Annotated in this window: 18 protein-coding genes; 8 read left to right on the forward strand and 10 right to left on the reverse strand. The window is 71.8% G+C overall.

The window, feature by feature from the left end:
* Positions 1-127: 127 nt before the first annotated feature.
* Positions 128-2728, reverse strand: coding sequence for a LuxR C-terminal-related transcriptional regulator (locus IO39_RS07645; RefSeq protein WP_157548009.1), 2601 nt, complete (start codon positions 2726-2728; stop codon positions 128-130).
* 52 nt (positions 2729-2780) lie between these two features.
* Positions 2781-3524, reverse strand: a complete 744-nt coding sequence (locus IO39_RS07650; RefSeq protein ID WP_157548011.1) for an AMP-binding protein — start codon at positions 3522-3524, stop codon at positions 2781-2783.
* A gap of 265 nt (positions 3525-3789) precedes the next feature.
* On the opposite strand from IO39_RS07650, the gene typA reads away from it, so the two are divergent.
* Both typA and IO39_RS07660 read left to right on the forward strand, forming a co-directional pair.
* A complete protein-coding gene (gene typA, locus IO39_RS07655; RefSeq protein ID WP_043618272.1) occupies positions 3790-5640 on the forward strand; it encodes a translational GTPase TypA in 1851 nt (616 codons plus the stop codon).
* Between the two features lie 227 nt (positions 5641-5867).
* On the forward strand, positions 5868-8387 hold the full coding sequence (locus tag IO39_RS07660; protein ID WP_157548013.1) for a hypothetical protein: 2520 nt from the start codon (positions 5868-5870) through the stop codon (positions 8385-8387).
* Positions 8388-8527: 140 nt separating this feature from the next.
* Here IO39_RS07660 and IO39_RS07665 read toward each other — a convergent pair whose 3' ends face one another.
* The 4 genes from IO39_RS07665 to IO39_RS07680 form a co-directional block, all read right to left on the reverse strand.
* Positions 8528-9178, reverse strand: a complete 651-nt coding sequence (locus IO39_RS07665; protein ID WP_043618278.1) for a DUF2461 domain-containing protein — start codon at positions 9176-9178, stop codon at positions 8528-8530.
* A 43-nt stretch (positions 9179-9221) separates the two neighbouring features.
* Positions 9222-10016, reverse strand: coding sequence for a polysaccharide deacetylase family protein (locus IO39_RS07670; protein ID WP_043618281.1), 795 nt, complete (start codon positions 10014-10016; stop codon positions 9222-9224).
* A 30-nt stretch (positions 10017-10046) separates the two neighbouring features.
* Positions 10047-10352, reverse strand: a complete 306-nt coding sequence (locus tag IO39_RS07675; protein WP_043618286.1) for a hypothetical protein — start codon at positions 10350-10352, stop codon at positions 10047-10049.
* 150 nt (positions 10353-10502) lie between these two features.
* A complete protein-coding gene (locus IO39_RS07680) occupies positions 10503-11141 on the reverse strand; it encodes a helix-turn-helix domain-containing protein (protein ID WP_084772454.1) in 639 nt (212 codons plus the stop codon).
* Between the two features lie 118 nt (positions 11142-11259).
* Here IO39_RS07680 and IO39_RS07685 point away from each other — a divergent pair, with 118 nt between their 5' ends.
* Both IO39_RS07685 and IO39_RS07690 read left to right on the forward strand, forming a co-directional pair.
* Complete coding sequence (locus IO39_RS07685) at positions 11260-12099, forward strand: EamA family transporter (protein ID WP_043618290.1); 840 nt, start codon at positions 11260-11262, stop codon at positions 12097-12099.
* 37 nt (positions 12100-12136) lie between these two features.
* Positions 12137-13069 carry a sensor histidine kinase gene (locus IO39_RS07690; RefSeq protein ID WP_169789031.1) on the forward strand — a complete coding sequence of 311 codons (933 nt, stop codon included), beginning with the start codon at positions 12137-12139 and terminating at the stop codon, positions 13067-13069.
* Here IO39_RS07690 and IO39_RS07695 read toward each other — a convergent pair.
* Positions 13066-13650: a sigma-70 family RNA polymerase sigma factor gene (locus IO39_RS07695; RefSeq protein WP_043618296.1), complete on the reverse strand. Its 585-nt coding sequence runs from the start codon at positions 13648-13650 to the stop codon at positions 13066-13068. The two genes, IO39_RS07690 and IO39_RS07695, sit on opposite strands and share 4 nt — an antisense overlap.
* A gap of 251 nt (positions 13651-13901) precedes the next feature.
* Between IO39_RS07695 and IO39_RS07700 the strand changes: the two genes are divergently transcribed.
* Complete coding sequence (locus IO39_RS07700) at positions 13902-14975, forward strand: PLP-dependent cysteine synthase family protein (protein WP_043618299.1); 1074 nt, start codon at positions 13902-13904, stop codon at positions 14973-14975.
* A 102-nt stretch (positions 14976-15077) separates the two neighbouring features.
* Here the strand turns inward: IO39_RS07700 and IO39_RS07705 are convergent, their stop codons facing one another.
* Positions 15078-16088, reverse strand: a complete 1011-nt coding sequence (locus IO39_RS07705) for an ABC transporter substrate-binding protein (RefSeq protein WP_043618302.1) — start codon at positions 16086-16088, stop codon at positions 15078-15080.
* Positions 16089-16187: 99 nt separating this feature from the next.
* On the opposite strand from IO39_RS07705, the gene IO39_RS07710 reads away from it, so the two are divergent.
* The 3 genes from IO39_RS07710 to IO39_RS07720 are packed head-to-tail and all read left to right on the forward strand — an operon-like array spanning position 16188 to position 19092.
* Positions 16188-17222, forward strand: coding sequence for a FecCD family ABC transporter permease (locus tag IO39_RS07710; protein WP_043618305.1), 1035 nt, complete (start codon positions 16188-16190; stop codon positions 17220-17222).
* Entirely contained in the window at positions 17222-18265 is a 1044-nt protein-coding gene (locus IO39_RS07715; protein ID WP_043618307.1) for a FecCD family ABC transporter permease, read from the forward strand. Before IO39_RS07710 ends, IO39_RS07715 begins: the two co-directional genes overlap by 1 nt.
* Positions 18262-19092 (forward strand): ABC transporter ATP-binding protein, encoded by an 831-nt coding sequence (locus tag IO39_RS07720; RefSeq protein WP_043618310.1) that lies wholly within the window; start codon positions 18262-18264, stop codon positions 19090-19092. The genes IO39_RS07715 and IO39_RS07720 overlap by 4 nt, the downstream gene beginning before the upstream one ends.
* A gap of 130 nt (positions 19093-19222) precedes the next feature.
* Here IO39_RS07720 and IO39_RS07725 read toward each other — a convergent pair whose 3' ends face one another.
* Both IO39_RS07725 and ftsY read right to left on the reverse strand, forming a co-directional pair.
* Positions 19223-21088 carry a tetratricopeptide repeat protein gene (locus IO39_RS07725; RefSeq protein WP_043618313.1) on the reverse strand — a complete coding sequence of 622 codons (1866 nt, stop codon included), beginning with the start codon at positions 21086-21088 and terminating at the stop codon, positions 19223-19225.
* A gap of 281 nt (positions 21089-21369) precedes the next feature.
* Positions 21370-22548: a signal recognition particle-docking protein FtsY gene (ftsY, locus tag IO39_RS07730; protein ID WP_043618316.1), complete on the reverse strand. Its 1179-nt coding sequence runs from the start codon at positions 22546-22548 to the stop codon at positions 21370-21372.
* Positions 22549-22552 lie beyond the last annotated feature (4 nt).

The raw sequence follows: 22552 nt of genomic DNA on the forward strand, positions 1-22552 counted from the left end.
GGAGGGCGTCTCGTGCACACATGGGGCGGAATATGCAGATCCCTATGCAGAAGAGTGAGGGCCTGTTCGGGGCCCGAGCGCAGGCGTCCGGGGCGGCGGCGCGGGCCCGCGGCGCCGCCCCGGAGGTCTAGGTGCGGGCCTTGGGATGCTCGGCGTGCTCGGCCGCCCACACCGCGATCTGCGCCCGCGAGGTGTAGCCGAGTTTCTCCATGATGTTGGCGATGTGCCGGGCGACCGTCGCCGGGCTGATCACCAGCTCCTCGGCGATGCCCCGGTTGGACAGCCCGCGGGTGAGCAGCCCGGCGATCTCCCGCTCGCGCGCGGTCAGCAGCGAGTGCCGCACGGGCTCGGCCGTCACCGGCGTCTTGTGCGACAGCCGCTCGCCCTGCAGCACGTGGCGGGCGGCGTCGTCGGGGCTCATCGCCCGGCCGCGCGACCACAACGCCGTGGTGCGCCCCTCCCCCAGCTTGGTGCGGGCCCGGCCGAGCAGCTCCTCGATCCTGATCGTGGCGGAGTGCTGCCCGATCGACTCGCGCAGGCCCGCCGCCGCCGCGGCCGCCAGCACCGCGCCCTCCAGGTCGCCTTCGTACTCGGCCAGCACCGACAGCCCCACCAGGCAGCGCGCCACGCCCTGCCGCTGCCCGGTGGCCCGGCCCAGCGCGAGGCTGTCGGCCAGCCGCCGGCGCGCGGCGCCGAACTCGTGCAGCATCGCCGCCACCCTGCCGATCCTGGCCAGGCAGCGCGCCAGGTCGAGATCGCTGCCCAGCTCGCGCAGCCACGGCACGGCCATCTCGTACTGGGCCTGGGCGGTCACCAGGTCGCCGCGCGCCTCGGCCACCGCGCCGAGCTGGGCGGCGGCCCTGGCCATCAGCCAGCGGTGGCCGTGCTCGCGGGCCCGCGCCAGCGCCTCCTCGCCGTGCCGCTGCGCCTCGCGCAGCCGGCCCCTGGTCAGCGCCACCGCCGACAGCCCGAGCAGCCCGGCCGCCTGGTTCCAGGTGTCGCCCGAGGCGGTGGCCAGGGCCAGGCCCTCCTCCGCGTGGTGCAGCGCCTCGTCGGAGCGGCCCATCCGCAGCAGCACGATGACCATCAGGCTGTGCATGACGCAGCGCGGGAACACGTTGTCGCGATCCATCCCGGCCAGGCTCTGCTCGGCCGCCTCCAGCGACCTGCTCAGCTCGTCGCGCGCCTCCAGCCCGTAGGCGAGGTAGGCCTTCGCGTGCGCGATCTCGTCGGCCGACACCCCCGTCATGTCGAGCGAGAGCAGGCGCTCGACCCAGCCGACGATCTCCGTCAGGTTGCCCCTGATGGGCAGCAGCCCCGTGCTGGTCCGGCACAGGCGCAGGCCCAGACCCACGTTGCCGGACTCGACGGCCCAGTCGAGCGCCACCCGCTGGTCGTCCACCAGGTCGCGGCTGGCGGTCAGCGCCTCCAGCCGCCGCGCCCAGGGCGTGGCGGGCTCGACCATCTCGGTGGTGAAGTGGCGCTCCTGCAGCTCGCAGAGCACGTTGAGGTGCCGCTCGCGCAGGACCTCGCGCTCGCCGGCCTGGTCGAGCCGCTCGACGGCGTAGCGCTTGATGGTCTCCAGCAGCCAGTAGCGCCTGCGGCTCTCGTCGCACAGCACCAGGGACTTGTCCACCAGGGCGCCGAGCAGGTCGACGATCTCGCCGCCCGCGATGGGCCGCTCGGCGCAGACCTGCTCGGCCAGGTCGAGGTCGAAATCGCCGGCGAACACCGACAACCGGCGCAGCAGCACCTGCTCCTTGGCCGAGAGCAGGTCGTAGCTCCACTCCACGGCCGCCAGCAGCGTGCGCTGCCGCACGGGGGCGGTGCGCCCGCCGGTGGTGAGCAGCGAGAACCGGTCGTCTATGCGGTCGGCGATCTGCCCGGGGCTGAGCAGGCTCGTGCGGGCCGCGGCCAGCTCCAGAGCCAGGGGCAGCCCGTCGAGCGCCCGGCACAGCCGCACCACGTCGCCCAGGCTCTCCGGCCCCAGCCTGGTGCCCGCCGCGGCCGCCCGGTCCATGAACAGCTGCACGGACTCCACGTCGGACATGGCCACCCCGGGCGACGCCGTCCGGGACGGGGCGTAGGACGGCAGGTCGGACCCCAGGTCGGCCGCCAGGTCGGGCGGCAGGTCAGGCCGCAGGCCGGGCGGCGGGTAGGACGCCGGATCGGGCGCCAGGCCGGGCGGCTGGTAGGGCGCGGCCTCGGCCTCGGCGGCGTGCGGCGGGCCGGTGTCGGGCAGGTCGAGCGGCGGCACCCGCCAGATCAGCTCGCTGGCGATGCGCAGCGGCTCCCTGCTGGTGGCCAGCACGCGCAACGACGGGCAGGCCGCCACCAGCGCCGCGACCACTTCGGCGCACCTGTCGACCAGGTGCTCGCAGTTGTCCAGCACCAGCAGGCAGCGCTGGTCGCGCAGGCGGGCCGTCACGGTGTCGAGGAGCGGCCTGCTGGCCTCCTCGCGCACGCCGAGCACGCGCGCGATCTCCTGCTCGACCAGCTCGGGCCGCCCGAACCTGGCCAGCTCCACCAGCCAGACGCCGTCGGGGTAGGCGGGCACCAGCCCGGCCGCCACCCTCAGGGCCAGCCGGGTCTTGCCGATGCCGCCCACCCCGCACAGCGTCACGACTCGCGTCTCGCCGAACAGGCCGTGCAGGTCGTCGAGATCGCGCTCGCGGCCCACGAACCGGTTGGGCTCTGCCGGAAGGTTGTGCCGGGGGGAAGTTGGCATGTGCTCACCCTGCGTCGCGGAAGGATCACACTCTCCCACAGTGTCGCACTTTTCACAGGACAAGCGAGCTCACGACCGCCCTTTCATCGACGACACGCAGGATGGGATCGCCGAGCAGTCGTCTGGCCAGGTCGTACGGCGCGACCACCACCGTGGCGCGGCGCTCCTGCGCCAGCACCCGGCAGCCGACCACGCTCGGCTCGTGGGCGACCACGACGTGGGCGCCGGCCGTCATCGCTAAATCGATCACCCGCAGCCCCCGGAACGGCTCGCTCACCGCGCTGATCACGATGTCGTCCTTGCCGACCACCAGCCGGGTGGCGAGCCTGCGCAGGTCGGTCGCCAGCTCGGTGTTGTCGAACAACCGCCGGCCGTCGACCGTGAGCGCCGGCCCCGCCAGCGGCCCGAACTCCAGCGAGCCGACGCCCAGCAGGTCGGCGAACGGCCTGGCGCCCGGCACGGGACGGAAGGAGAAGACCTGGTCCACCTTGGCCGCGGCCGGGTCGAAGGGGTCCTGGGTGATCATCATGCGGGCGACGCCGTGGGCCCCGAGCACGGCGACCCCGCCCGCCCAGGCCACCGCGTGCACCGCCACGGGCAGGTTGGCCCCGAGCGGGACGTTGACCAGCACGTGGTCGCCGTAACGCAGGCCCTGGGCGCGTAGTCCCGACGCGGCGCGGGTGACCCGCCTGGCGAACGCCGCGTAGGACAGCACCTCACCGGTTCTGACGTCGCTCACCGCCGGCTGTTCGGCCTGCATCGGCGCGGCTGCCATCACCAGCTCTGTCCAGGTCATGCCGACAATCTAGGTAAGCCGCCCGCGCTTGCCATGCGCACAATTGTGCAACCCCCTATGTAGGTGCGCGCCGCCGTCCCGCCGCCGTCCCGCCGCCGTCCCGCCGCCGTCCCGTTGCCGCGCGTACACCGGCGGTCACCCCCCGGACATCCGCGCGTACGCCCTCCGCCATCCCGTCCCGCTCCTGCCATGAGAGGGGATCAACTAGACTTATGAGGTCGCGACTTCGCGCGGCCGCCCCCACGACACAGAGCGAGACGTCATCATGCCTTTGAACAGCCGCGACGACCTGCGGAACATCGCGATCATCGCGCACGTCGACCATGGCAAGACCACGCTGGTCGACGCCATGCTCTGGCAGTCCGGGGCATTCCGCGCCAACCAGGACGTCGACGACCGCGTCATGGACTCCAACGACCTCGAGCGCGAGAAGGGCATCACCATTCTCGCCAAGAACACCGCGGTCCAGCACGGCGGCATGACCATCAACATCATCGACACCCCGGGCCACGCCGACTTCGGCGGCGAGGTCGAGCGCGGGCTGTCGATGGTCGACGGTGTCGTGCTGCTGGTCGACGCCTCCGAGGGGCCGCTGCCGCAGACCCGGTTCGTGCTGCGCAAGGCGCTGGCCGCCAAGATGCCGGTCATCCTGTGCATCAACAAGGTCGACCGCCCCGACGCCCGCATCAAGGAGGTCGTCGACGAGGTCTACGAGCTGTTCATGGACCTCGACGCCACCGAGGAGCAGATCGACTTCCCGATCGTCTACGCCTCCGCCAAGGCCGGCCGGGCCTCCATGGAGCGTCCCGCCGACGGCGGCATGCCCGACTCCGAGGACCTCGAGCCGCTGTTCGACATCATCAAGTCGACGATCCCCGCGCCGACCTACGACCCGAGCGCGCCGCTGCAGGCCCACGTCACCAACCTCGACGCCTCCTCCTACCTGGGCCGGATCGCGCTGTGCCGCATCCACCAGGGGCACCTCCGCAAGGGCCAGCAGGTGGCCTGGTGCCGCACCGACGGGTCGATCCAGAAGGTCAAGATCACCGAGCTGCTCATGACCGAGGCGCTGGAGCGCAAGCCGGCCGAGGAGGCGGGCCCCGGCGACATCATCGCCATCGCGGGCATCCCCGAGATCATGATCGGTGAGACGCTGGCCGACCCCGACGACCCGCGCCCGCTGCCGCTGATCACGGTCGACGAGCCGGCCATCTCGATGACCATCGGCACCAACACCTCGCCCCTGGTCGGCAAGGTCAAGGGCTCGAAGGTCACCGCCCGCATGGTGAAGGACCGCCTGGAGAAGGAGCTGGTCGGCAACGTCTCGCTGCGCGTGCTGCCCACCGACCGGCCCGACGCCTGGGAGGTGCAGGGCCGCGGCGAGCTGGCGCTGGCCATCCTGGTCGAGCAGATGCGCCGCGAGGGCTACGAGCTGACCGTCGGCAAGCCCCAGGTGGTCACCAAGACCATCGACGGCAAGGTGCACGAGCCCGTCGAGCGGCTGACCGTCGACTGCCCGGAGGAATACCTGGGCGCCGTCACCCAGCTCCTGGCGGTGCGCAAGGGCCGCATGGAGCACATGACCAACCACGGCACCGGCTGGATCCGGATGGAGTTCGTGGTGCCGGCCCGCGGGCTGATCGGCTTCCGCACCGAGTTCCTCACCGAGACGCGCGGCACCGGCCTGGTGCACCACGTGTTCGACTCCTACGAGCCGTGGTTCGGCGAGCTGCGCACCCGCAACAACGGCTCGCTGGTGGCCGACAGGTCGGGCCCGGTGACCGCGTTCGCCATGCTCAACCTCCAGGAGCGCGGCGTCCTGTTCGTCTCGCCGGGCACCGAGGTCTACGAAGGCATGATCATCGGCGAGAACTCCCGGTCCGACGACATGGACGTCAACATCACCAAGGAGAAGAAGCTCACCAACATGCGCTCCTCCACCAGCGAGGAGACGGAGAAGCTGATCCCGCCGCGCGTCCTGTCGCTGGAGCAGGCGCTGGAGTTCATCCGCGAGGACGAATGCGTGGAGATCACTCCCGACGCCGTGCGCATCCGCAAGGTCGAGCTGAACGCCGCCACCCGTGGCCGCGCCGCCGCCCGCGCCAAGCGGGGCTGACAGAAGTTTCCCCGGCCGCGTTTTGTTCGCTTTTTGCGAGCTTAACGCGGCTTCCGGGTAAGTACGGGCAGTAAGCCTCCCGGCCCGGCCACGTGCGATTGATGAACTCTCCCGTGTCACGTCGTAAAGAAAAGTTGTCATGGGAAGAGCTGTAATCACACCGTGACCCCACGAGATAGAACAATCCCGCATGCCGGAGAATCATCCAAATTGTGGGAAAGCTCCGGATGGCAATCGCGTTCGGGCTGGCGCTGGTGTCGTTGGGGGCGATCGTTTGGTGCACCATTGCGGCCAGACCGGTAGCAGGGCCCGCGCCGCCCAAGGGCACCGCGGCGCCCAACCCGTGGGTGGCGGCCGCCACGCGCGCCGACCCCGACGTGCGCTGGGCCCGCAAGGCCACCACCGAGGTGACGGTCACCAGGGCCGAGGAGCGCGACCTGGAGGCCGTCCCTGAAGGACGGCTCGACCCCCGGCAGCGCCAGGTCAAGGTGACCATCATCCACCGGCTGCAGCTCGCGCCCAAGGACCCGCTGCTGGAGGCGCTGCGCCAGGGCGGCGGCTTCCCCGGCACCCTGCAGCAGGTCACCGACGCCGCCTTCGGCCCGCTCAAGGTGGACGGCCCCGGGCTGGCGCCCACCACGCGCCTGGCGCCGGTGCTCACCTCCAGCAGCGAGCACACCACGGCCCAGTTCACCGTGACGATCCTGCGGCAGCTGCGCATGGACGCGCTGCTGAAGCTGGGCTTCGAGGAGCCCAACGCCTTCCCCCTGATCGTGACCGGCCGCGCCGTCACCGTGCTGCCCGGCGAGTGGACGGTACTGCGCCTGGAAGGCATCACGCCGGAGCTGGAGCAGGAGGACCGGCTGGCGTTCACCGTCGGCGCCTACCCGGTGAGCATGACGCTGGCCCCGGACTCGTACGGGTTCGCCGACGTCGTGGTGGCCGACGACTTCTCCTGGGCCACCGCGCTCGGCGTGCTCACCGCGATCGTGCTGCTCGCCTTCCTGCTGCGCTCGCTGGGCCAGGGCTGGTGGGCGCGGCTGGCCAACAGGGAGCTGTTCATCGGGCTGATGCTGGCCGCGCCCGCGCTGCTGATCCCGCTGTTCGCCGAGGACTGGTCGGCGGTGGCGTACGTGATCCTCTTCGTCGCCGTCCCCCTCCTCGCGCTGCGGCACGCCGGCCGGGTGCTGCCCACCAGCCCGCCGTGGAACAGCCGTGACCTGCTGATCGTGACCGGGGCCGGCGTGCTGATCGGGCTCGGCATGCTCATCTGGTCGTGGCTGCACGGGCAGCTCTCCGGCTCGGCCCTGATGGCCGGCGGCGCGGTGGCGGCCGTGGCGGCGGCCGGCTCGGCGGTGGCGTTCAGCGTGGACCTGGGCGTGCGGCCGGTGGTCGTGCGGCTGGTGGTCCTGTCGGCCGAGGCGGCGATCGGGCTGCTGGCGCTGGCGCTGTGGCTGCGGGCGCTGCTGAGCGGGGTGTACCCGCCCGACAGCATCCGGCTGGTCCTCGCGCTGAGCTGGGCGCTGATCCCGATCGCCGCGATGGCCGTGGCGACCAAGCAGTGGAGCCGCCAGGCCGTCGTGGGCGCCGTGCTGATCAGCCTGCTCGTGCAGGGCTGGCCGACCGAGTGGCTGGACTCGGGCTCGTGGAGCCTGGCCGTGTCGCAGCCCGAGCCGATGATCGGCAGCCTCACCCTCACGCCGATCGTGCGAGGCGTGCTGGGGCTGCTGCTGCTCGGGTTCGTGATGCTGGTGCTGCGGCTGCGGCGGCTCGGCGGGCAGGTGGCCGCGATCGACAGCCCCGTCGTGGAGTCCACCATGATCGCCGTGCTGATGGTGCTCTACATCACGCCCGGCGGCAGCACCACGCTGGCCGACATCGACGTGCCGCTGCCCCTGCTCGCCATCACCTCGCTGGTGGCCTGGGGCACCGCCCGCTGGCTGCTCACCGGGCCGCGCATGGCGCTGCCCGAGCCGGCCAACCAGGAGGAGCACCGGCAGCTCGTCCGGGCCGCCCTGCACAAGCGGCTGCTGCTGGTCTCCGAACAGGAGCTCTACCGCCTCGGGCAGGCCAGGATCGGCGCGGGCGACATGTCGATGGCCGACTTCGACCAGCAGCGCAACACGCTGGAGGCGGCGCTGAACCGGCACGGGAGGCATCCGGAGACCGCGTTCGCCACCACGGCCGGCTGCACGCCCTGGCACAACGGCGTGCACGCCTTCACCGTCAGCCTGCTGCTGAGCCTGCCCTTCGCCCTCGTGTACGGCTGGCCGGAGGGCGTGGACCTGACCAGCTTCGTCTTCGACGGCCGCTATCTGATCACGCTGCCCGCCTTCGGGTTCCTGTTCGGCTACTTCTACCCGCGCATCCGCGGCACCCAGCCCATGACCAAGGCCCTGCACCTGACGGCCGCGGCGCTGCTGACCGAGCTGTCGGGCTACCTGTCCACCCTCGCCGAACCGGACATCGGAGCCCTCGACAAGACGCAGGTGGTGGCCATCGTGGTCGGGCAGGTGATGATGGTGTGCATCGGGCTCGGGTTGTTCTGGGAGTGGCGGATGATGCACCTGGCCGGCGAGCCGTGGGCGCGGGTGCGCAACCTGCGCAGCATCCGGAGCCTGGCGGCGCCGACGCTGGCGCTGCTGCTGGCCGCGGGCACCACGGCGGCCTCCTCGGCGGCTGGACAGACGGTGGACCGCATCCTGAAGGGCGACCAGATCGTGGTCACCTCCACCACACCCCGCTGACCCGCCGCCGGGCACGCCTCACGTCACGGCCCCGACCAGGCAGCCCGACCAGGCGGTCCGGCCGGGCAGCCCGACCAGGCAGCCCGGCCAGGCGGTCCGATCAGGCGGTCCGATCAGGCGGTCCGGCCGGGCGGCCCAGCTCAGCGGCGGGGCAGCTCGCTCCCGCGCACGTGCTCGCACAGCCACGCCACCAGCGGCCCGAACGCCCGCCACGCGCGCTCCACCCGCCCGCGCACCTCCGGCGTGTGCACCCACTCCTGCGGCTCGAAGCGCACCCCGGCGAACAACGACTTGTGCCGCAGCAGCCCGATGCGCGGATGGCCCTCGTCGAACCCCCGGGGCCGCGTCTTGAGCCGCTCGCCCATCAGCTCGTAGCCCGCGGCCGTCAGCTCCTGCGCGATCGCCTCCAGCGGCTTGCCCGACAGGTCCTCGTCGACCGCGGCGCGGTAGCGGGCCACCTGGTCGGAGGCGGTGGAGTAGACGCCGCCCGCCACGAACAGCCCCTCCGCACCGATCTCGACGTAGAGCCCGATGCCCTGCATGGCCTCCACGAACGCGCCCTGGTGCGTCTTGTAGGGCGTCTTGTCCTTGGAGAAGCGCATGTCGCGGTAGGGCCGGAAGAGGTGGGCCTGCCCGAACTCCGCCGCCAGCTCGTCGGTGAGCGCGAGCATGGGCGCGCGCACGGCCTCCTCGTAGAGCGCTTTGTGCCGGGTGAAGTAGGCCTTCGAGTTGTCCGCCTCCAGGCCCTCGTAGTAGAGGAACGCTTCGTCGGGGAAGCCGGTGAAACCCATGCGTACAAGAGTGCCATGCCCCGCCGACAGTCTTTCCTCCTGGTCACCGCGCGGTGTACGTGCGGCCGGGCGCCGGGGTCCGGCCGTACAGCTCCGACACCGTGACGAACGTGTAGCCCTTCTTGCCGAGCGTGTCGAGCACCGCCGGCATCGCGTCCACCGTGCTGCGGTGGATGTCGTGCAGCAGCACGATCGAGCCGGGCTCGGCCCGGCCGGCCCGCTTGGCCACGGTGGCGGCGACCCGGTCGCGCCAGTCGAGGGTGTCGAGGCTCCACAGGATCTGGGCCAGGCCCTCGCGCCGCGTCTCGGCCTCGACCTGGTCGTCGGTCGACCCGTACGGCGGCCGCATCACCCGCATCCGCACCCCCGTCAGCTTCCACACGAGGTCGGCGGTGTGCCTGAGCTCCCGTTTCAGCGCCTCGGGCGGCAGCTCGGCCAGCGGCGGATGGCTCCACGAGTGGTTGCCGAGCTCATGCCCGTCCTCCACGATGCGCCGGACGACGCGCCCGCCCTTGTCGGCCGCCACCATCTGCCCGATGACGAAGAACGTGGCCCTGACATCGCGGCTGCGCAGCAGGTCGAGCAGCCGCCAGGTGTGCTCCCCCGGGCCGTCGTCGAAGGTCAGGGCCACGCACTTGAGGCGCGAGCAGTCGAACTTGCGGCTGCGCGGCCAGCCGTGCTGCATCGACAGCAGCCGTTTGGCCAGCACCACGGGGTCGACGGCGACGGGTCTGGGCGGGGCGACCGGCGCCCTGGACGGCTGCGGACGGCGCGGCACCGATTGTGTGACGCAACTGACCAGGGCGACAAGAGCCAGCGGCAAGGCCCATACGCGCATGCTTCCCCCCGAAGCGCCGCATGCGGGGGCCTACGGATATTCCTGGACCGGTGCCCCCCGCAGCTCCCTGGCCAGGTCGTCCCACCAGAGTGGGACATCCGCCTGCAATTCCTGGTAACGGCGCGCCACGCGCATGGCACATCCGACCGGATCCGTACCCAGATGCCGACGTTTCACCGGTCCTTCCTGCCACCGGTAAAACCCATCCCTATAACGCACGACCAGCCCTATCCACACCGAGATGGTCTCGTCGTCGCCCATCTCGTACGCACTGGTGACGCCCAGACCGTGCAGCTCCGCGTGGAGTTTCTCCGTCGCCGCTCGGGCCTCACTCACACGCCACCCCCTGCCGACGTTTCGTGATCCACGCGATGTTCGCCGGGCGCGGTCACCGCATACAAGGGATGTACCCAACAACGGGCATCAGCCGTACAAGACATGGAGTAATCATGAAACTCCGCCGGGTGACGCGGGAGGTGTTCGCGGTTATTGGTCATCGGAGTCCCGGTGGTCGTGCGAGTCGTACGGGTAGGACGGGTCCTGGTGGTGGCGGGCCTCATGGGTCTGGCGGGGCTCGGCCACGACCATCACGAACCTGAGATCCCCTTCGCCCCGGTTCGCGTAGCGGTGGGGCCGGTCGGCGGTGAAGAGCACGGCATCATCTTTCCCGATCACGTGACCCTTGCCGTACACGGTCAGCGTCAGCTCGCCCTCCAGCACCGTGAGCATCTCGCGGGTGCCGGGCGGGTGGGCGTCGCCGTCGTGGTGCTCGCCGGGCGCCAGCCGCCAGTCCCACAGCTCCAGGATCATCGGCATGTCCGCGCCGACCAGCAGCCGCGCCTCGGTCGCGCCCTGGCGGAAGGCCACCACGTCCGACTTGTCCACCACTCGCACCATCGGCACGTCGGACACCTCGACCAGCCTGGCCACGGTGACGCCGAGCGCGGAGGCGATCCGGGTCAGCGTGGAGACGCTGGGGTTGGTCCGGCCCTGCTCCACCTGGACCAGCATGCCCCTGCTCACCCCCGACCTGGCGGCCAGCGCGTCGAGGGTCAGCCCGCGGTGCGCGCGCTGGGCGCGCACGTTGTTCGCGATGGCCTGGGTGATCAGCTCCGGGTCCTCCATGGCAGTTCAGTGTAGTGAAAAGAGTTTGCACCACGTTGTACTCTTTGTGTTGCACTAATAGTGCAACAGAGTGAACTGGAGGGCTCCACAGTGACGGTGTTCCAATGACGGTGTTCCAATGACGGTGATCCTGGCGACGGCCTGCGCGATCGTCTACGGCACGGCCGACTTCTTCGGCGGCCTGGCCACGCGACGCTCGCAGGTGTTCTCCGTCGTCGTGCTCTCCCAGATCGCGGGCCTGGCGCTGGTGCTCGGCCTGCTGCCGCTGCTGCCCGGCGTCTACGGCGCCGAGGCGCTGTCGTGGGGGCTGGCCGCGGGCCTGTCCGGGGCCGCCGGCCTGGTGCTGTTCTACCGGTCGCTGGCCACGGGCGTCATGTCCGTGGTCGCGCCGGCGACCGCGGTCACCTCGGCCGCGCTGCCGGTGGCGTTCGGGCTGGCCACGGGCGAGCGGCCGCGCTTCTGGGCGCTGGTGGGGGTGGCGCTGGCGCTGGGCTCGGTGCTGCTCATCAGCCAGGACAAGCCGGGCGGCGGGCGCTCCTCGCTGTCGTCGGTGCTGACCGCGCTGGCCGCCGGGGCGGGCTTCGGCGGCTTCTACATCCTGCTCGCCATGGCCCCCGACGAGGCCGGCCTGTGGCCGCTGGTCGGCGCGCGGCTGTCGTCGGTGTCCGCGGTGGCGCTGCTGGCCCTGCTCGCCCGGCGCGCGCTGCGGCCGGGGCCCGCGTCGCTGCACATCATCGTGGCGGCCGGCGTGCTCGACATGGCGGCCAACGTGCTCTATCTTCTGGCCCAGCAGGACGGCCTGCTCAGCCTCGTCGCCGTGCTGGTCTCGCTCTATCCGGCCAGCACGCTGCTGCTGGCCAACCGGGTGCTCGGGGAGCGCCTGCGGGGCGTGCAGGTGGCCGGCGTGGCCTGCGCGCTCGTCGCGGTGGCGCTCATAGCCGTTGCGCAGCACCTCTAGCGCTTGCTACGTTTCGCCCGTGCGCCCTGGTGGCTCGTTGAAGCACGTCGCGGTGCCGTACGACTCTGAGGAGTCCTTTCTGGAGCTGGCCGTGCCGCGCGTGCGCTCCGCGCTGGACGAGGGCAGGCGCGTGCTGGTGATCACCTCCCAGGACCGGCTGGACAGGCTGGCCGATCGCCTGGGGCGCGACTGCGGGCGCGTCGACTTCCGCTCCCCCGACTCCTGGTACGACCACCCCTACCGGATGCTGGCCGCCTACCACGAGTACACCCGCGGCCGCCGCACCCTGGTGATCGGCGAGGCCGACTGGGCCGGCCGGAGCGCGCGCGAGATCAGGGAGCTGATCCGCTGCGATTCCGTGCTCAACGCCGCCCTGCGCGCCGCGGCCGCGACCATGCTGTGCTGCTACGACGTGCGCAACGTCCCCAAGAGCGTGCTCGACTACGGCCCGGTCAACCATCCCGTGCTGCTCGGCGCGGACGGCGAGGTGACCAGCGGCCGGTTCGTCGAGCCCCACGAGCTGGTGCTGAACGGCGACCGCGCCCCGCTGCCCGAGCCCGGCCCCGGCGCCGAGACCATCCGCTTCACCGGCAGGGAGCTCAAACGGCTGCGCCAGACCGTCGGCGACTACGCCAGGGCCGCCGGCATGGACCGCAACCTCATCACCTCGCTGGTGATCAGCGTCTCCGAGATCGCCGCCAACAGCGTCGAGCACGGCGCCGGCCACGGCACGATCACCATGTGGGTCGAGAACGGCGAGCTGGTCTGCGAGATCGCCGACCCCGGGGGCGCCCTCGACGACCCCTTGCCCGGCTACATACCACCAGAGCCCGAATCCCCTAGGGGATACGGGCTCTGGATCAGCAGGCAGTTGTGCGATCTGGTGGATTTACGCGGGGAAGACGGGCTGCTGCGGGTCCGCCTTCATCTCAGGATGAGATCGCCGGAGCACCGGTCGCCGGGGCACTAGGCGGCGCGCTGGGCCGGCAGGCGCACGGCGCCCTCTTCGCGCGCGTACTCCTCCAGCATCCCCCGGAGCTGGCGGCGGCCACGGTGCAGCCGCGACATCACGGTGCCGATGGGCGTGCCCATGCGCTCGGCGATCTCCTTGTACGCGAACCCTTCGACGTCGGCCAGGTAGACCGCCACGCGGAAGTCCTCGGGCAGGGAGCGCAGGGCGTTCATCACGACGCTGTCGGGCAGGCGGTCGAGCGCCTCGGTCTCGGCCGAGCGCAGGCCCGTCGAGCTGTGCGACTCTGCCGCGTGCAGCTGCCAGTCCTCGATGTCCTCGGCGGCGGACAACTTCGGCGAGCGCTGTTTCTTCCGATAGTCGTTGATGAAGTTGTTGGTGAGGATCCGGTGCAGCCAGGCCTTGAGGTTGGTGCCCTCACGGAACTGGTGGTAGGACGTGTACGCCTTGGCCACCGTCTCCTGCACCAGGTCCTCCGCGTCGGCGGTGTTACGGGTCAGGCGCATGGCGGAGGCGAAAAGCTGCGACGTCACGGGCACGACATCGCGCTCGAACCAATCCTGACGCTGCTCATCGGTCATAGTGATCAATTTTTCATTCCCCCTTGCGCTATCCCCCGATTCGGCACAAGCCGCCTGACAGCGGTTCCATTCTCGCAAGCCCCGCCTAAGGGGCGCGTTAGAGGGTTCCGTCTTGGTCAGAAGGGGTTGATCGTCCATCTGCTCGCGGCGTGCGTGGTCACGTCCACGGCCGGACAAGTCTCATTATCATAACACTACCCACCCAATTCTGTAGGAATAGTGGCGAGAGTCACATGGGATAGCGTATGAGAATGAGTTTCCTGGACCGGCATGACATGGGCACACGCCGCTGGGTGGCTGAGGCCATACGCAAGGTCGAGGCCGACGCCAACCGAAGTTGCGACACACATCTGCACGTCTTTCCGCTGCCCACGCACTGGGGTGTAAACCTCTACCTGAAAGACGAGTCGGTGCACCCAACCGGCTCACTGAAACACCGTCTGGCCCGCTCCCTATTCCTGTACGGCCTGGCCAACGGCTGGATCGGCCCGTCCACCACGATCGTGGAGGCGTCCAGCGGCTCCACGGCCGTCAGCGAGGCCTATTTCGCCCGCCTGCTCGGCCTGCCGTTCATCGCGGTCATGCCCGCGTCCACGTCGCCGGAGAAGATCCACCTCATCGAGTTCTACGGCGGCAAGTGTCACCTGGTCGACGACGCCGGCGCGATCTATGACGAATCTCACCGTCTGGCCGACGAGACCGGCGGCCACTTCATGGACCAGTTCACCTACGCCGAGCGGGCCACCGACTGGCGCGGCAACAACAACATCGCCGAGTCCATCTTCTCCCAGATGTCCCTGGAGCCCCATCCGGAACCGGCGTGGATCGTCGTCGGGGCCGGCACCGGCGGCACCTCCTCCACCATCGGCCGCTACATCCGCTACCGCCGCCACGCCACCCGCCTGGCCGTGGTCGACCCCGAGGGCTCGGCCTTCTACCCGAGCTGGATCTCCGGCGACACCACGGTCACCGCGCGCGGCTCGCGCATCGAGGGCATCGGGCGGCCCCGCGTGGAGCCCTCCTTCCAGCCCACGGTCATCGACCGCATGATCGCCGTGCCCGACGCCCGCTCGATCGCGGCCATGCACTGGACGCGCGAGGTGACGGGGCTGGACGTCGGGGGCTCGACGGGCACCAACATGGCGGCCTGCGTGGACCTCATCAACGAGATGCGGCAGGCCGGCGAGCAGGGCAGCATCGTGACCCTGGTGTGCGACAGCGGGGACCGGTACAAGGGCACGTACGGCGACCCGCGCTGGCTGGCGGAGCAGGGCCTGGACCTCGCGCCCCACCTGGCGGAGTTCCGCGCCTTCCTGCCCGTCTAGCCCGCTCCGGCGGGCCGGGCCTTGCCGCGCGGCCCGGGGTCGCCTTGAAAGAGCGGCGCGGGTCGCCCTGAAAGAGCGGCGCGGGTCGCCTTGGAAGAGGGGTCAGGCCGTCTTCGCGGGGTCCACGGCGAAGATCTTCGCCACGTCGTCCAGCATCGCGTGCGCCCCCTGGATGCCCACCGCGCTCATCCACGTCAGGTCGCTGACCTCGTGCTTGTCGCCCTTGAGCTTGCCCCACAGCGGGTTGCTCACGAACTTCTCCTTCGGCCCCTCCGACGCCGGGTCCGGGTAGGTGGCGACGAAGATGTGGTCGGCGTCCAGGTCCAGGATGCGCTCCTGGCTCACGTCGACCGCGATGGTGTCCCGCACGGTCGGCTGCCCCTCGGGACGCGGGAACCCGACGTCCTTCATGACCAGGCCCGAGTAGGAGTTCTCGACGTACAGCCGGGTCGTCGGCTCGCCGGCGAAGCGCACGATGGAGATCGTGGGCAGCTCGCCCTCCTTCTCCTTGATCGCCGCGCCGATCGTGGCGGCCCGCTGCTCGTACGCCTTGATCCGCGCGTCGGCCAGGTCCTCCTTGCCCAGGGCCTGGCCCATGAGGCGGAGGTTCTCCTTCCAGATGGCCCCGGTGGTCTCGCTGAACACGGTCGGCGCGATCTTCGAGAGCTTGGCGTACAGGGCCTCGTGGCGCACCTTGGCCGAGACGATCAGGTCGGGCTTGAGCGCCATGATCTTCTCCAGGCTCGGCTGCTCCAGCGTGCCGACCGGGGTGGCCTCCTTGCCGTGCCGCTCGGCGACCGTCCCGAGATAGCCGGGCAGCGCGGTGTCGATCGACCGGTACGTCGTGTACCCGACCACCGGCGTCTCCAGCGTCAGCACCGCGTCCACGAAGCTCTGGTCGAGCGCCACCACCCGCTTCGGCTGCGCGGGGATGGCGGTCTCGCCCATCGCGTGCTTGACGGTCCGGAACGGCGCCGCGCCCGCCGTCTCCCCGCCCGCCGCACCCGCGCCCGCCTCCGTGCCCGCCCCGGTCGTCCCCGTCGAACCGGTCGAACCGCAGGCGGCCACGCCCGCCATGAGCAGGGCGGCGGCCAGCACACGCAAGGGTCTCATCAGATTCCTTCCCAAAAAAGTAAGGCAAACCTAAATTAGGTTAGCCCTGCCTAAGCTGGCATACTTCAGCGGGATCGGGCAACGTCGAGGAGGACATGGGTGAGCGCAACCGCCGTCGCCCCGCGTCTCCACGGCATCCGCCACCGCCGCGTCACCGTCCTGCTGGTCCTGCTCGCCTCCGTGGCGGTCGCGGTGGTGCTGAGCATCACGATCGGCTCCAAGTCCGTGCCGCTCGGCGACGCCTGGCACGCGCTGACCGCCCCGACCGGCACCGAGAACGACATCGTCATCCGCTCCCTGCGCGTCCCCAGGACCGTGCTGGGCGTGCTGGCGGGCATCGCGCTCGGCGTGGCCGGCGCGCTCATGCAGGGCCACACGCGCAACCCGCTGGCCGACCCCGGCCTGCTCGGCGTCACCCAGGGGGCCGCGTTCGCGATGGTGGCCTCGATCATCCTGCTCGGCGCCTCCAGCCTGCTCGTCTACATCTGGTACGGCCTGGCCGGCGCGCTGGTCGCCAGCGTGGCCGTGTTCGCGCTCGGCATGGCCGGCGGCAGGGGCGGGCCCACCCCGGTCACGCTCGCGCTCGCGGGCACCGCCGTCAGCGCCCTGCTGTACGCCCTGACCTCGGCCATCGTGCTCCTCGACGAGCAGGCGATGGACGTCTTCCGCTTCTGGCAGGCCGGCTCCATCGCCGCCAGGGGCGGGGACGTGGTGTGGCAGGTGCTGCCGTTCGTCCTGGCCGGGCTGGTGCTCGCGCTGGTCAACGCCCCCGGGCTCAACGCGCTCTCCCTCGGCGAGGACGTCGCCCGGAGCCTCGGCCAGAACATCGCCATGACCAGGACCATCGGCGTGGCCGCCGTCACGCTGCTGTCCGGCGCGGCCGTGGCCGCCTGCGGCTCGCTGGCCTTCGTCGGGCTCATCGTGCCGCACCTGGCCCGCCCGCTGTCGGGCACCGACCACCGGTGGCTGCTGCCGTACTCGGGGCTGATCGGCGCGGCGCTGCTGCTGGCCGCCGACGTGATCGGCCGCGTGGTGGCCCCGCCCGGCGAGCTGGAGGTGGGCGTGGTGCTCGCGCTGCTCGGCGCGCCCTTCTTCGTCGCCCTCGTACGCCGCAGAAAGCCCGTGCGCCTGTGATGACCACCCTGCCCCTCCGCGTCGGCGGCCTGTCCTGGCGGGTACGGCCGCGCGGCGTCGCCGTCACGCTGACCGGCCTCGTCCTGCTCGCCCTGCTCATGGCCCTGAACATGCGCATCGGCGACATCGAGCTGACGCTGCCCGAGGTGGTCGCCGGCACCTTCGACCCCGGCAGCGCCGCCCACTTCGTCATCATGGAGCTGCGCCTGCCCCGCGCGCTCACCGGCGCCCTGGTCGGCGCCGCGCTCGCGCTGTCGGGCGCCATCATCCAGTCGATCGCCCGCAACCCGCTGGCCAGCCCCGAGATCCTCGGCGTCACCACCGGCGCCTCCGTCACCGTGGTCGCCGGCGTGGTCGCCAGTGGCAGCGCGTACGGCGGCGCCAGCGGCCTGCTGTCCACCCTCGGCATCCCCGCCCTCGCCCTGCTCGGCGGCCTGCTCGGCGCGACGGTCGTCTACGCCCTGGCCTGGCGGCGCGGCCTGGACGGCTACCGCCTGGTGCTGGTCGGCATCGGGGTGGCGGCGGTGTTCACCAACCTGAAGTTCTGGCTGCTGACCGTCGGGGACGTCAACGACACCAGCCGGGCCATGGTCTGGATCAGCGGCTCGCTCAACGGGCGCGGCTGGGAGCACGTGACGCCCACGGCGCTGGCCCTGGCCGTGCTGGTGCCGCTGACCCTGCTCGGCACCCGCTCGCTCGACGCCCTGCGCTTCGGCGACGACACGGTCACCGCGCTCGGCGTGCGCATGAACCCGGCCCGCGCCCTGATGATCCTGGCCGCCGTGCTGCTGGCCGCCGTGGCCACCGCGTCGGCCGGGCCGATCGCGTTCGTGGCGCTGGCCGCCCCGCAGATCGCGCTGCGGCTCGACCGCTCGGGCCGGCCGCCGCTGCTCTGCTCGGCCGTCGTCGGCGGCGTGCTCACCACGGGCGCCGACCTGATCGCCAGAACCGCGTTCTCGCCGCTGGAGCTGCCCGTCGGCATCGTCACGGCGGTGCTGGGCGCGCCGTACCTGATCCACCTGATCTGGAGGTCGCGAAAGTGAGAGCGCAGGCCGCCGAGCCCGATCCGCAGGCCGCGAACGTGCGACTGCGGGCCGCCGGCGTCAAGCTCGGGTACGGCGAGCGCGTCATCGTGGACGGCCTCGACCTCGGCGTCGAGGCCGGCACCGTGACCACCATCATCGGCCCGAACGGCTGCGGCAAGTCCACGCTGCTGCGCGCCCTCGGCCGGCTGCTCAAGCCGCAGGGCGGCGAGGTGCTGCTGGACGGCAAGCGCATCGACCGGCTCCCCACCCGAGAGGTGGCCAAGGTCCTCGGCGTGCTGCCGCAGGCGCCCTCCGCCCCCGAGGGCCTGACGGTGGCCGACCTGGTGGCGCGCGGGCGGCATCCGCACCAGACGTGGTACCGGCAGTGGTCCTCCGACGACGAGGGCGCGGTCGCGGCGGCCCTCGACATGACGGGCCTGGCCGACCTGGCCGAGCGGCCGCTGGAGGAGCTGTCCGGCGGGCAGCGGCAGCGGGCCTGGATCTCCATGGCGCTGGCCCAGGGCACCGACCTGCTGCTGCTCGACGAGCCGACCACGTTCCTGGACCTGGCGCACCAGGTGGAGGTGCTGGAGCTGGTCCGGCATCTGCACCAGGAGGGCGGGCGCACCGTCGTCATGGTCCTGCACGACCTGAACCTGGCCGCCCGCTACGCCGACCGCCTGGTCGCCATGCGCGCGGGCCGGGTGATCGCCTCGGGCGCACCGCACGAGGTGCTGACCGAGGACCTGCTGCGCGAGGTGTTCGAGCTGGACGCCAAGGTCATCGCCGACCCGGTGGCCGGCACCCCGCTGGTCGTCCCCATCGGCCCCCTCACCCGCACCTGATCCCGGTCCCGCCACCTCCTCGGGGCGCTTGCGCGGCTCCCGTCACCGTCCCCGGACGGTCCGGGCGCCCCGGCACCCGGCCTGTCTCCCGCCGCCGTTCCCGGCCGGTCCGGGCGCCCCTCGCGCGGTCTCAGGTGTCGTCGAGGGCCTGGCAGACGTCCTCGTCCCCGGGGGCCAGCTCGGCGGCCCTGAGCAGGTCCTGCCGCGCCTGGGCCGTCAGGCCCGCCGCATGGTACACGACCGACCGGTTGAACAGCAGCTCGGCCGTCTCCGCCAGCTTCAGCGCGCGGGTCAGGTCGGCCAGCGCCGCCTCGTGGTCACCCCGCTCGTACGCCAGCTCGGCCCGGCCCGCCCACGCCGCCACCAGCTCCGGATCGCGCTCCAGCGCCCGGTCGAAGGCCATCCGCGACTCCGGATAGTGCTGCTCGGCCAGCTCCACCTGGCCCAGCACGCACAGCAGGTGCGGGTCCCCCGGCGCCAGCTCCAGCCCCCGTTCGGCGTCCCGCCTGGCCCGCACGTGGTCGCCGATGGCCGCGTACAGCCCGCAGCGGTTGACGTACCCGGGGGCGAACTCCGGGTCCAGCTCCAGCGTGTGGTCCAGGTCCGCGCGGGCCCCCTCCAGGTCGCCCGCGGCGTAGCGCACCTCCGAGCGGTTGTAGTACGCCTCCGGGAAGGGCGGGCTGAGCCGCATGACCGTCTCGTAGTCGGCCAGCGCCTCCGCCGACCGGCCCAGCTCGTGCAGCAGGTTGCCGCGGTCGAGGTAGTAGTCGGGGTAGCCGGGGTCGGTCTCGATCGCCCGCGTGTAGTCGGCCAGGGCCGCCTCCTTCCTGCCCGCCAGGGACAGGAGCTGGGCCCGGTTGGCGTACAGCACGAGGCGGTGGATCGGGTGCTCGTCCGGCAGGTGCGTCTCGGCCAGCCCGATGGCCCGCTCCACCAGCTCCAGCGCGGCCTCGCGGCGGCCCCTGCGCAGCTCGACCAGGGCCTTGCCGTTGAGGTCGAACCCGAGGTGGAAGGCGCGCTCCTTGGGGTCGGGCAGCAGGGAGGTGATCGTGATGGCCTCGTTGATCCAGGCCAGGGCCCGCTCGGGGTCGCGGCGGGCGGGGTCGTGGTGGCGTACGAGGATCATGGCGGTGCCGTACGCGACGGTGGCGCGGTGCTTGGGGTCGGTGCTCTCGCGCCGGGCCCGGTCGTACAGCTCGCGGGCCTCGTCCTCGCGCCCGATCGCCTCCAGCGACGCCGCCACCCGCTGCAGGAGGAGCTGCCAGCGCCCGGGGTCGTCCTCGTACGCCAGCCCGCGCAGCGCCTCGGTGCCCGACTCGGCCATGGCGTGGTGGAAGCCCTCGTCGCGGTAGCGGTCGAAGTCGGCCCGCAGCGGGCCGGCGCCGGGGGCCGACGGGCCCTCCACGATCGTCAGCAGGCCGGGGTCGAGGCGGCGGCGCAGCACGGTCACCAGCTCGGCGTCGGTCGGGTCGGCCTCGCCCAGGTTGGCCACGGTCACGGTGAGCGGGCGGGTCAGGCAGTCGCGGACGAACTCGGCCAGGCCGTTGGCGATCCGCAGGGTGCGGCGCGCGCCCGGCACGAGCACCCGCTGCTCCCTGGGCAGCCCGTCGGCCACCGACCGCCGCAGGAGGCCGGAGCCGGCGTCCCGCGAGCGGCCGGACCCGGGGCCCGGTAAGCGGGCGGGTCCGAGATCGCCCAGGCGGGCGGATCCGAGGTCGCCCAGGCGGGCGGGTCCGAGGTCGCCCAGGCGGGCGGACTGGAGGTCGCGCAGGCGGGCGGCTTCGGGTTCCGGCAGGCGGGCGGGGTCGAGGTCGCGCAAGGCCGCCGCCACGACCTCGCGGAGGTGCGGCGCGGCGACCCCGATCTCGATGTCGTGCGCGGCCACCAGGGCGGGCCGGCGTTCCAGCGCGGGCGGGACCAGATGGTCGAGCAGCGCGGCTGCCATGGTGTAGGGCCCGCCGATGCGGCGGTCCGCGTCGAGGAAGATCGTGTCCACCGCTGCCTCTTCACTGGTCCGGCGTGGCCGGCGCCCCACGGCGGGACGCCGGCTTCTGACTTCGGGCCTGCGATCAGGCGCTGTGCCTCGGCGCGGCCGCGGCGGTGGGCTTCACAGTGCCTGGGCGGTGTACGACGATCTTCTTCATGGGCGGCCTTTCACGTCTCTGTGGGACCGAACGATCATTTGATGACCGGTACATGTCAACACATTGAAAAGTCGCCTAACAAGATTCCATCCGGTAAGACCTCTTCCGCCAGGAAGTTACGGGGCAGCCGGAACTACTCGCCCAGGATCGCGTCCACGAACACCTCGGGGTCGAAAGGCGCCAGGTCGTCGGGCCCCTCGCCGAGCCCCACCAGCTTGACCGGCACCCCCAGCTCCCGCTGCACCGAGATCACGATGCCGCCCTTGGCGGTGCCGTCGAGCTTGGTCAGCGCGATGCCGGTGATGTTGACCACCTCGGCGAACACCTGGGCCTGGCGCATGCCGTTCTGGCCCGTCGTGGCGTCGAGGACCAGCAGCACCTCGTCGACCGTGGCCTTCTTCTCGATGACCCGCTTGACCTTGCCCAGCTCGTCCATCAGGCCCGTCTTGGTGTGCAGGCGGCCCGCGGTGTCGACGATGACGACGTCGACCTTCTCCTCGATGCCCCTGGCGACCGCGTCGAAGGCCACGGAGGCCGGGTCGCCGCCCTCGGGGCCGCGCACCGTGTCGGCGCCCACCCGCTCGCCCCAGGTCTGGAGCTGGTCGGCCGCGGCGGCGCGGAAGGTGTCGGCCGCGCCGAGCACCACCTTCTTGCCGTCGCCGATCAGCGAGCGCGCCAGCTTGCCCGTGGTGGTGGTCTTGCCGGTGCCGTTGACGCCCACGACGAGGACCACCGCGGGCCGCTCGCCGTGCGTCCGGACGTGCAGCGTGCGGTCGAGGTCGGGATTGATCTGGGCCAGGAGCTGCTCCCTGAGCAGGGCGCGCACCTCCTCCTGGGTGCGGCTGCCCAGCACCTTGACCTTGGTGCGCAGCTCCTCGACCATGGCGCGGGTCGGCGCGACGCCGACGTCGGCCGTGATCAGGCTCTCCTCGATCTCGTCCCACACCTCGTCGTCGAGGCGGTCGCGCGACAGCAGCTCCAGCAGGCCGCGCCCGAGCGCGTTCTGCGAGCGGGCCAGGCGCGAGCGCAGCCGCACCATCCGGCCCGCGGACGGCGGCGGAACCTCGACCTCGGGCTCGACGACGACCGGCTCGGCGGGCTTGACCGGCGGCGGCGGAAGCGTGGTGGTCGCGCCTTCCGCCTCCTCGCCCGCGCCGGCGGGCCGCTTCTCCTCCTCGGGAAGCACGGGAGCCTCTGGCGGCTTGACCGGCGGGGGCGTCTTGCGCCCCGGCCTGAACAGCAGGAACAGACCGCCGGCCGCCAGCAGGGCGACGACGGCCACGATCACGATGACGCCGAGGTAACCATCCACAAGA

The sequence above is a fragment of the Nonomuraea candida genome, from assembly GCF_000725485.1.
Lineage (GTDB): Bacteria > Actinomycetota > Actinomycetes > Streptosporangiales > Streptosporangiaceae > Nonomuraea > Nonomuraea candida.